Origin of the sequence: Nocardioides sp. (assembly GCF_024509035.1) — a bacterium.
Taxonomy (GTDB): Bacteria; Actinomycetota; Actinomycetes; order Propionibacteriales; family Nocardioidaceae; genus Nocardioides.
In genome coordinates, this window is sequence record NZ_JANINT010000071.1 from 1 (window position 1) to 9,779 (window position 9,779).

General features: G+C 73.5%; 11 protein-coding genes and 1 pseudogene. 5 read left to right on the plus strand and 7 right to left on the minus strand.

The annotated features are described in order from the left end of the window. Both Q0L15_RS06290 and Q0L15_RS06295 read left to right on the plus strand, forming a co-directional pair. A pseudogene (locus Q0L15_RS06290) lies at positions 1-353 on the plus strand (transcriptional regulator); the annotation flags it as partial. Continuing rightward, positions 350-1,279, plus strand: a complete 930-nt coding sequence (locus Q0L15_RS06295) for a lysophospholipid acyltransferase family protein (RefSeq protein WP_296603037.1) — start codon at positions 350-352, stop codon at positions 1,277-1,279. The pseudogene Q0L15_RS06290 and the gene Q0L15_RS06295, both read left to right, overlap by 4 nt. 18 nt (positions 1,280-1,297) lie before the next feature. Here the strand turns inward: Q0L15_RS06295 and Q0L15_RS06300 are convergent, their stop codons facing one another. The 3 genes from Q0L15_RS06300 to Q0L15_RS06310 form a co-directional block, all read right to left on the minus strand. Further along, positions 1,298-2,434, minus strand: coding sequence for a Dyp-type peroxidase (locus Q0L15_RS06300; protein ID WP_296603039.1), 1,137 nt, complete (start codon positions 2,432-2,434; stop codon positions 1,298-1,300). Next, positions 2,434-3,003: a copper chaperone PCu(A)C gene (locus tag Q0L15_RS06305; RefSeq protein ID WP_296603040.1), complete on the minus strand. Its 570-nt coding sequence runs from the start codon at positions 3,001-3,003 to the stop codon at positions 2,434-2,436. Before Q0L15_RS06305 ends, Q0L15_RS06300 begins: the two co-directional genes overlap by 1 nt. A gap of 79 nt (positions 3,004-3,082) precedes the next feature. After that, on the minus strand, positions 3,083-3,907 hold the full coding sequence (locus Q0L15_RS06310) for a hypothetical protein (RefSeq protein WP_296603041.1): 825 nt from the start codon (positions 3,905-3,907) through the stop codon (positions 3,083-3,085). Positions 3,908-4,016: 109 nt separating this feature from the next. Here Q0L15_RS06310 and Q0L15_RS06315 point away from each other — a divergent pair, with 109 nt between their 5' ends. Continuing rightward, on the plus strand, positions 4,017-4,424 hold the full coding sequence (locus tag Q0L15_RS06315; RefSeq protein ID WP_296603042.1) for a hypothetical protein: 408 nt from the start codon (positions 4,017-4,019) through the stop codon (positions 4,422-4,424). A gap of 4 nt (positions 4,425-4,428) precedes the next feature. Then, positions 4,429-5,277: a serine/threonine-protein kinase gene (locus Q0L15_RS06320; protein WP_296603044.1), complete on the plus strand. Its 849-nt coding sequence runs from the start codon at positions 4,429-4,431 to the stop codon at positions 5,275-5,277. 84 nt (positions 5,278-5,361) lie between these two features. Here Q0L15_RS06320 and Q0L15_RS06325 read toward each other — a convergent pair whose 3' ends face one another. From Q0L15_RS06325 to Q0L15_RS06335, 3 genes are read right to left on the minus strand one after another with little or no spacing between them, the layout of a single operon-like run. After that, complete coding sequence (locus tag Q0L15_RS06325; protein WP_296603045.1) at positions 5,362-6,033, minus strand: response regulator transcription factor; 672 nt, start codon at positions 6,031-6,033, stop codon at positions 5,362-5,364. Next, positions 6,018-7,409 (minus strand): ATP-binding protein, encoded by a 1,392-nt coding sequence (locus Q0L15_RS06330; protein ID WP_296603046.1) that lies wholly within the window; start codon positions 7,407-7,409, stop codon positions 6,018-6,020. Before Q0L15_RS06330 ends, Q0L15_RS06325 begins: the two co-directional genes overlap by 16 nt. A gap of 49 nt (positions 7,410-7,458) precedes the next feature. Then, positions 7,459-7,845 carry a hypothetical protein gene (locus tag Q0L15_RS06335; protein WP_296603047.1) on the minus strand — a complete coding sequence of 129 codons (387 nt, stop codon included), beginning with the start codon at positions 7,843-7,845 and terminating at the stop codon, positions 7,459-7,461. A 144-nt stretch (positions 7,846-7,989) separates the two neighbouring features. Between Q0L15_RS06335 and Q0L15_RS06340 the strand changes: the two genes are divergently transcribed. After that, positions 7,990-9,552 (plus strand): AMP-binding protein, encoded by a 1,563-nt coding sequence (locus Q0L15_RS06340; protein WP_296603049.1) that lies wholly within the window; start codon positions 7,990-7,992, stop codon positions 9,550-9,552. On the opposite strand, the gene Q0L15_RS06345 is transcribed toward Q0L15_RS06340, so the two are convergent. Next, a partial coding sequence (locus Q0L15_RS06345) for a NifU family protein (protein ID WP_296603050.1) occupies positions 9,549-9,779 on the minus strand: 231 nt, incomplete at its 5' end. The two genes, Q0L15_RS06340 and Q0L15_RS06345, sit on opposite strands and share 4 nt — an antisense overlap.

A 9,779-nucleotide genomic window follows, 5' to 3' on the forward strand; every position in this document is an offset into this window, starting at 1 on the left:
CGTACGTCGACTTCTACGAGGAGGTGCTCGCCGAGTCGACCGACCCGGCGGTGGTCGGGGAGAAGTACGAGCAGCAGTTCGCCCAGGACCCCTGGTACATCCACCTCTACCGCACCTCGCACGCCTACCACGGCGTCCACCCGTTCTACATGTGGTACTGGGCGGCGCATGCCATGGACCACGTCGACGACGTGATCTGGGTCGGCGGCGACCGACGGGTGGCCTCCCGGCTGGGGTTCCGCGCGGCCAGCACGCTCGCGGACGCGCTCGAGATGGCGTCCGGCACCGTCGGCACCAGTCCGTCGATCACCTACCTCCACAACCCGCCCCACCTGCTCGCGGACGTTCGATGAGCGGCTTCCTGCGGGAGACCGCCGACGACGTCCGCCTGGTCGCCCGCGGCTGGCGCTGGGGGCGGCGTCCCCAGGTGCCGCGCTCGGCCGAGGAGTGGGTGCCGCCGGCTCGGTCGACCGTCTTCAACACCGACTGGTCGCGGCGCCGCCCCGCGATGGCCGCCCGCGAGGTCGCCCAGAAGGCCGGCCTCGAGCCGCTGTTCCGCTCCCAGGTCCGCACCCGCGTCGAGGGCCTCGACGTGCTGGAGCGCACGGACGGTCCGGTGATCTTCGTGGCCAACCATGCCTCGCACCTGGACACGCCGCTGATCCTGCTGTCGCTGCCCGACGAGTGGCGTCGGCGTACGGCGGTGGCGGCCGCGGCCGACTACTTCTTCGACACCTGGTGGCGCGCGGTCGGGTCGTCGCTGCTGTTCAACACCTTCCCGATCGACCGCCGGGGCGGGACGATGGCAGCCACCCCGGGCGAGGTCCTCGCCGACGGCTGGAGCCTGGTGATCTACCCCGAGGGCACCCGGTCGACCGACGGCTGGATGGGCCGGTTCCGGATGGGTGCCGCGTTCCTGGCCAAGGAGCACGGCGTCCCGATCGTGCCGGTCGCCCACCGCGGCACGTTCGCGGCGATGCCACGCGGCCAGGGCTGGCCGGCGCCGGGCCGGCGCCAGGTGACGATCCGGTTCGGCGAGCCGCTCGTCCCGGGCGAGGACGAGTCGGTGCGCGACTTCGCGCCCCGGATCAAGGACGCCGTCGCCGCTCTGCTCGACGAGGACGGCACGACCTGGTGGGAGGCCCGGCGCCGCGCCGCCTCGGGCACGACGCCGGACCCCTCCGGGCCGGACGTCGCGCCCTGGCGCCGCATCTGGGAGCAGACGCAGTCGCCGCAGGCCGACGCACCCGGCCGCCGGCTCACCGCCTGGCGGCGCTGAACCGGCCCGCTACCAGCCTCACGACAGCAGCCCCGAGCCGAGCCAGTCACCCTCGGCGAACCCCGGCAGCACCGCGAACGACGCCGACCCGACCGCCGTCGTCCAGGTGTTGAGGGAGTCCGCGCGGTCCAACGAGCGCTGGATCGGCACGAACTGTCCGGCGACCGAGGCCTGGTAGCTCATGAACACCAGTCCGCTCTGGCGGCCCGTGGCGTAGCTGACGCCCTTGCGGAAGATCCGTGCGCCGGAGTTCTCCATCGGGTGCGCCAGCCGGGCGTGCGCCTGCGGTCCCGGATCCGGGAGGCGGGCACCGTCGTCGAGGGTCCGCCCGAGCGCCTGCTCCTGCTTGTCGCGGGTGAGCTCGGCCCAGGTGTCGAGGTCCATGGCGATGCGGCGCACGACGAGGGTGGTGCCTGCGGCCCACGCCGTCGCGGGGATCCACACCGTCTCGTCGAACACGTCGGTGCCCGGCGTCGGGTTGGCGGTGCCGTCGAGCTGACCGAACAGGTTGCGGCCGACGACCGGTCGCCCCTCGGCGTCCGTCCCGTTCCAGAACCCGGTCTGCCGCCACCGCTCGCGAGCGAACGGCGCGGCGTCCCGCAGGAGCTGACGCACGGCGTGGGCGAGCGTCGTGCCCTCCCGCGCGCCGACCACCAGCACCAGGTCGCCGCCCGACCAGGCGTCCTCGAGCCGGTCGTGCCGCATCGGCGGGATCGGCTCGAAGCCGAGCGGGCCCTCGACGCGACCGGCCGCGAGCGCGCCCGGGCCGAGCCCGACGGTGACCGTGAGGTCGGCGCGTGCCGCGGCCAGCCACGGCTCGGTGTCGCCCGGCGTGGGCCGTCCGGTGGTGAGGGCCTCGATGTCTCCGGTCCACGCGCGGAGCAGTCGGCCGAGCGCCGCCCGGTCGGTGCTCGGCAGCAGGTCGAGGGCGACGACCTCCACCACGGCCGGGGTCGGCGCGCTGATGCCTGCCTGGTGCACGCCGTACGGCGAGTGCTCGACGCCCAGGCCGCGGCGATCAGCCGTGGCCGGAGGCGCGTCGTCGCGCGTCGCGCCCCAGGCGGCGCCGCCCGCCGTGCCGGCGGCCGCTCCCGCGACCGCCGACCCGACGTAGCCCAGGAACCGCCGCCGTGGCAGTCCCGTCCGGCCGCTCATCAGTGGCTGTGCTCGGCGGTGCCGGGGGAGTGGTAGTGCCCGCCCTCCTCGGTGAACTCCTTGACCGGCGCGGTGACGTCGATCGAGGTGCCGTCGGAGAACTCCAGGGTCAGGTCGACCTCGTCGCCCGGCGCGAGCTCGCCCTTCAGGCCCATCAGCATCACGTGGTAGCCGCCGGGCTGCAGCAGCTGTCCGCCGCCGGCCTTGACCAGGATGCCGCCGGGGGCCTCCTGCATCACCATCTCGCCGTCGACCTCGGCCATCTCGTGCAGCTGCACCATGCCGGCCACCGGCGAGGACGCGGCCTGGAGCGTCACGTCCTCGTCGGTCTCGTTGTCGACGGCCAGGAAGGCGGCGGTCATCGAGGGGTCCTCGGTGCCCGCGGTGGCACGGACCCAGGGGTCCTCGACGGTGATCGCTCCGCTGTCGGTGGGCGCCGCGGCGGGCGTGGCGGCGTCGGTGTCCCCGCCGCAGCCGGCCAGGCCGGCCACGGCGAGGACCAGCGCGAGTCCGGGCATCAGGGTGCGCGCTCGGCGGCGCGCGGCAGTGCTGTTGACGAGGGTCGTCACGGTGTTCTCCTCAGGTCTGGATGGGCGCGTGCGTGCGCCCCGGAACGGCCCGGTCGGGCGGCTCCGTGGGGGTTGGCTGTCAGACGGCGAGGAGGACAGGGGGACCGCGGCGCGAGAGCGCGGGGCGGTCGAGCCGGGGAACCGGGGTGAAGCCGGTGGCCCGCGGCCGGGGGCGTGGGGTCGCAGCAGCGGCTCGCAGCGCGGCCAGGGCCGCCGCCGCACTGCGGCCGGCGGCGGCGAGCACGACCACGCGGGCCGCGGCCAGGTGGATCAGGGCCCACAGGGCGCGTTCGCCCACGGCGAGCACCAGTCCGAGCGCCACCGCGCCGGCCAGGTGGGCCGCCAGCATCAGCGGTCCCTGCTCGGCGAGGTGGTGGAGCAGGTGGGTGAGCGCCCCGGCGGGCAGCCCTGGGCCGTCGTGGCCGAGGGCCGGTGTCGAGGACTGGTAGGCGTCCATGAGCGACCCGACCCGTCGACCGTCGGCGTCGACGGGCAGGCTGCCCGCGAGCGGAGTCGGGGCCGGCATCGCGAGGTGGGCGAGGTCGTGCGGCGGCGCGCTGGCGTCGCCGCGGTGGCCGGCCAGCGCCGACAGGGCGGTGTGGGCGACACCCTGCCCGATCACCACGAGGGCCACGACCCGACGGGTCGAGGCGGGCCCGAGCAGGAAGCGGGCCGCCAGCGCCACGAACCCGACGGCGAGCGCGAGCAGCGCGACCGGGTGCGGCAACAGGCCCCCCGCCGACACGTGCGAGATCGTCCCCGTGCCGAGCATCGCGGCCCCGAGCAGCGCGGCGCGCCCCCACACCAGGGTCGGCGGTGCGGAGGCTGCGGTCGCGGGGCGGGTCGAGATCGGGGTCTCCGGGTCGGTCTCAGGTGCGCACAGGTCGCAGAGGTGGGCGCGCACAGGATACGTGGCCGCGCGGTGAGAGCTCTCTCATCGACGCCTCATGGTCACCTCACGGCCGGTCGGGAGGCTCCTCGTCGTACCGCACCCACACTCAGAGGAGACGACGATGAACAAGCTGATGACCACCGGCACGCTCGGGCTGGCAGGCCTGGTCACGACCGGGCTCATCGCCTGGCAGGCGCCGCTGGCGCTGGCCGACGAGGGCCGCGACGACCGTGGCCGCGACGACCGCTTCACGGCCGTCAAGCGCGACGACGACGCGGCGGCCGTGATCACCACGGTCGACGACGACGATGACGACGACACCGGGCTCGGCCACGGCACCCAGACCCGCACCCGGGGCGGTGACGACGTGGCCGACACCAACACCGGCACCCGCACCCGTGGCGGCGTGACCGACCACAGCCGCAGCGGCAGCGTCCGTGACCTGACCAGCGACGGCCCGGGCAGCGGCAACGTGGACCACTCCCGTCACCACACCAACGACGGCACCCGCCACAACACGCGGGGCTGACGTCGTGACGGACCCCAGCTCCTGGGGCTTCGTCGAGGGCGACGCGATCACCGCCGAGCTGACGGCCGTCCGTCGGCTCGGCGGTGGGTCCGCCTACGAGGCCTACCTGGCCTTCGACGAGGTCACCTACGCACCCGTGGTCGTCAAGACCGTCCGGCCCGACCGGGTCGACGACGAGCACACGCTGCGCGGACTGGCCCGCGAGGTCGAGGCCCTCGCGTGCGTCAACCACCCCGTCGTCGTGCGGGGCCTGCGCCACGACCTCACCGGGGCTCGCCCCCACGTCGTCCTCGAGCAGATCGACGGCCCGCGGCTCTCGACGCTGGTGCGGCGCTACGGCGCGCTCCCCGAGCAGCAGTACCTGCCCCTGGCCATCGAGATCGCCAGCGCCCTGCACTACCTCGGCCGGATCGGCTGGGTGCACCTCGACGTCAAGCCCAGCAACGTGATCATGGGGGCGCCGGCCCGGCTGATCGACTTCTCGGTGGCCCGCCCGGCCGCCGACGCGGCCGGCACCCGGCAGATCGGCACCGACGCCTACATGGCGCCCGAGCAGGCCGACCCCGACCGGTACGGCGAGCCCGGGCCCGCCAGCGACGTGTGGGGTCTGTGCGCCACGCTGTTCGAGGCGGTGGCCGGCTACCGCGCGTTCGACGGCCCGGGCTGGCCCCAGCTCGACGAGGAGCCCTACGAGCTCCCGGACCGCACCCCGGCCGAGGTCGCCAAGATCCTGTACGCCGGTCTCGAGCGCCGTCCCGCCGACCGGCCCGCTCCGCGCGAGGTCGCCGAGGCCCTCGATCCGGTGCTCGACCGGCTGCCCCCTGTGCGCCTGGGTGGCTTCAAGACCCGCTGACACGTTGACCCGCCCGAAACTTCACGACGGGTCAACGGGCGATGTCGACATTCGACGTTGACCCGCCCGAAAGTTTCGGGCGGGTCAACGGGTGAAGCGGTAGCCCATGCCCCGGACGGTGGCGACGGCGTCGGCGCCGAGCTTCTTGCGCAGGTAGCCGACATACACGTCGACGACGTTCGACCCGGGGTCGAAGTCCATGCCCCACACGTGGTCGAGGAGCTGCTCGCGGGAGAGCACCTGCCCCGCGTTTCGCATGAAGATCTCGGCGAGGGTGAACTCCCGGGCGGACAGGTCGACCTGCCGCTCGCCGACCCGGGCGCGGCGGGTGCGCAGGTCCAGCCGGACCCCGCCGGCCTCGAGGACGTCCTCCCGCGGTGCGGCGGACCCCTCGCCGGCCTGGCGCAGCCGCAGCCGGACCCGCGCCAGCAGCTCGGCGAACCGGAACGGCTTGGGCATGTAGTCGTCGGCCCCGCCCTCGAGGGCGGACACCGTGTCGCCGACCGAGTCCCGGGCCGTCAGCACGATGACCGGCACCTTCGAGCCTTGCGAGCGCAGCTGGTCGAGCACCTCGAACCCGTCCATGCCGGGCAGCCCGATGTCGAGCACCACGAGGTCGACGTCGCCGGTGAGCGCGAGGTCCAGGCCCTCCCGGCCGTCCCCGACACACGTCGTGGTGTGCCCGTCGGCCCGCAGGCCCTTGGCGAGGAACGAGGCGATCCGCTCCTCGTCCTCCACGATCAGGATGCGGGCCACGGGCCCTCCTTCGGTGTCGGCAGCGTGATGACGAAGCGGGCGCCCGCCGGCTCGGCGTCCTCGACCCCGACCGTGCCGCCGTGGGCCCGCGCGATGGCGGACACGATCGACAGGCCGAGGCCGAAACCCTCGTCACCGGGAGGTATGGCTGCCCGGCCGAATCGTTCGAAGACGACCTCGCGCTGGTCCGGCGGTACGCCCGGCCCGGTGTCGCGCACCCACAGCCGCACCCGGCCGCCGTCGTACGACGAGCCGAGCGCGACCGTGTCCCCGGGCGAGGTGTGCTTCACGGCGTTGTCGGCGAGCTGCAGGAGCGCCTGGGTGAGGCGCTGCTCATCAGCGCGGACCACGGCGTCGGTGGTCGCATCGAGCGTCCAGGCGCGGTCGCCGAGGCCACGCGCCTTGGCGAGCACGTCCGCCGTGAGGGCGCCGGCGTCGACGCTCTCGAGCCGGAGGAAGTCGGGACGGTCGCTCTTGGCGAGCAGGATCAGGTCGCCCACGAGCCGCGCCATCCGGTCGACCTCGTCGAGCAGGAGCTCCTTGGTCTCGGCGATCTCCTGGGGACTGCCGGTGTCGAGCAGCTCGAGGTGACCGCGCAGGACCGTGAGCGGGGTCCGCAGCTCGTGGCCGGCGTCGTCGAGGAAGTCGCGCTGGCCCACGAACGCGTGCTCCAGCCGGTCGAGCATGCCGTTGAAGGTGCGGGTGAGCGCGGTGATGTCGTCGTTGCCCGTCACCGGCAGCCGGCGGGAGAGGTCGCTCTCGGAGATGTCGTCCGCGGTCTCGCGCAGCACTCGCAGGGGAGCGAGGAGTCGCCCCGACAGCCAGGCAGCCGCGGCGGTGACCAGGAGCAGCGAGAGCAGCGCGACGATCGCGTAGGTGCGCATGGTGTCGCGCAGCTCGCCGCGGGCCTCCTCGAGGTAGGTCACGATCACCAGGGCGCCGGCCTCCCGGGAGCTGCGCACGGGTTGGACGGTGACGATCGCCTCGCCGTAGCCGGGCACGTCGATGCGGGTCGAGCCGCCCTCGGCCACCCGCGGGGCCGCGGTCTCGCGGAAGAGGGCGGTCGCGGCGAACTCCCTGCTCGGGGTGGCGTTCTGGGGTCCGCCGTCGTACCAGCTGACGAGGATCTCGTTGTCGTCGGGCACGTTGCGCGCGAGGAAGGTGTCGAGCATGGCGCCGACGCTGTCGAAGGGCCGGCCGGTGTCGGGGTTGAGTCCGTCCTCCTGCAAGCGGGCCAGCTCCGCGAGCTCCTGGTCGACCTCCGCGACGATCTGCTCCTCGATCCGCTGACCCTCCACGACGTACACGATCGCCCCGGCGCCGCTCAGTGCGAGCGTGACCAGCAGCGCGACCGCCGCGGTGATCCGCAGGCGCACGGAAGCGCCCGACCGTCGCTCCGGCCGGGCGCTTCGAGGGGGTCGCTGCTCAGTCGTCGTCGCCACCGCCGTGGCCCGAGCGGTCGTCGTCGCCACCACCGTGACCGGAGTTGTCGTCGCCGTGGTCGTCGCCGTGGTCGTCGCCGTGGTCGTCGCCGCGGTCGTCGTCACGACCCCAGTCGTCGCTGTCGTCATCGATGTCGTCGGGGTCCAGCTCGATCTCGCCGACCTCGCGCGGTGAGGACGACGGGAAGGAGGAGGGCGTCGGGTCCTCGCCGGGCGAGCCGCTGGGCGAGCTGGTCGTGGGAGGGCCCTCGATCACGATCGCCGGCCGGGGCGACGGGTCGGCGGCGGACGCGACCAGCGAGCCCGCGACGTACGCGCCCATCGGCACCACCAGCGCGAGCGCGACCAGCACCTTCCAGATCGTCCTCATGACACCACCATCCTCCCCGATCGTGGGGCGGTGATGAGGCCGCCATGAGAGGACTCTCATCGAGGCGTCGGGCAACCTCGCGCCAACGAGCGCGTCACTACAGTGAGGGGCACCACATCCGGAGGGCTCCAGGAGGGCATTTCGATGATCGTCCCGTTCAGCGTGACCGACTTCCTCGACCGGGCCGTGCAGGTGTACGGCGAGCGCATCGGTGTGGTCGACGAGCCCGACCAGCCCGCGCCGCCCCTGGGAGGCGGCGAGCTGACCTACGCGCAGCTGGGCGAGCTGGCCCGGCGGCAGGCCGCGAAGCTGGACGAGCTCGGGCTGGGCGTCGGCGACCGCGTCGCGATCGTCAGCCACAACAGCGCACGGCTGCTGACCGCGTTCTTCGGCGTGAGCGGGTTCGGCCGGGTGCTGGTGCCGATCAACTTCCGGCTGCGCCCCGACGAGGTCCACTACATCGTCAAGCACTCCGGCGCGCGCGTGCTGCTGATCGACCCCGAGCTCGAGGAGACCCTCGAGGACGTGCCGGCGGAGTTCAAGTTCGTGCTGGGCAAGGACGACGACATGTTCGCGGCTCCCCCCTCGGAGGGAGGCGCCGAGCCGCGGCCGTGGGAGCCCGACGAGAACGCCACGGCCTGCATCAACTACACCTCCGGGACGACCGCTCGCCCCAAGGGCGTGCAGATCACCCACCGCAACATCTGGGTCAACGCGGTGACGTTCGCGATGCACGCGCAGGCCTCCGACCGCGACGTCTACCTCCACACGCTGCCGATGTTCCACGCCAACGGCTGGGGCTGGCCGTTCGTGGCGACCGGCCTGGGCATCAAGCAGATCGTGATCCGCAAGATCGACGGGGCCGAGATCCTGCGCCGGGTCCGCGACCACGGCGTGACGGTGATGTGCGCCGCGCCCGCCGTCGCCGCCGCGGTGCTCGACGCCGCCCAGGACTGGGAGGGCGAGATCCCCGGCCGCGACAGGGTCCGCATCATCATGGCCGGGGCCCCGCCGCCGACCAAGACGGTGATCCGGGTGCAGGAGGAGCTCGGCTGGGAGTTCATCCAGATCTACGGCCTGACCGAGACCTCGCCGCTGCTCACCTTCAACCGCACCCGCGCCGAGTGGGACGACCTGTCCGCCGAGGAGCGGGCGGTCCGGCTCACACGAGCCGGCGCGCCCGCGCTCGGCGTACGGCTCTCGATCTCCGAGCACGAGGAGTCGACCGGTGAGGTGCTGGCTCGCTCCAACGTCGTGCTCGAGGGCTACTGGGAGCAGCCCGAGGAGAGCGAGCGGGCGCTGGCGGGCGGCTGGTTCCACACCGGTGACGGCGGCGTGCTCGGCGACGACGGCTACCTGACGATCAGCGACCGGAAGAAGGACGTGATCATCACCGGCGGGGAGAACGTCTCCTCGATCGAGGTCGAGGACGTGCTGTTCTCCCACCCGGCCGTGGCCGAGGTCGCGGTGATCGGCGTGCCGAGCGACAAGTGGGGCGAGACGATCAAGGCGCTCGTCGTCCTGGCGCAGGGACAGACGGCGACCGAGGAGGAGCTGATCGCCTGGTGCAAGCAGAAGGCCGCGGGCTACAAGGCGCCGACGTCGGTGGAGTTCCGCGACCAGCTGGCGCGCACCGCCACCGGCAAGCTGCAGAAGTTCAAGCTGCGCGCGCCCTACTGGGAGGGCCGCGATCGCCAGGTCAACTAGTCGGACTCCACCGCCACGAGCGCCGGGCACTCCTCGCGGAGCCGGCGCTCGAAGCGCGCCCGCAGGGTGAAGGCGGAGGCCGGGCAGCCGTGACACGCACCGCGCATCGCCACCGTCACCACCCCGTGCCGGACGTGGACCAGCTCGATGGCGCCGCCGTGGGAGCGCACGTAGTCGCCGACGTCGCCCGCGAGGAGCCGGCGTACGGCGTCGGCGAGCTGCACGTC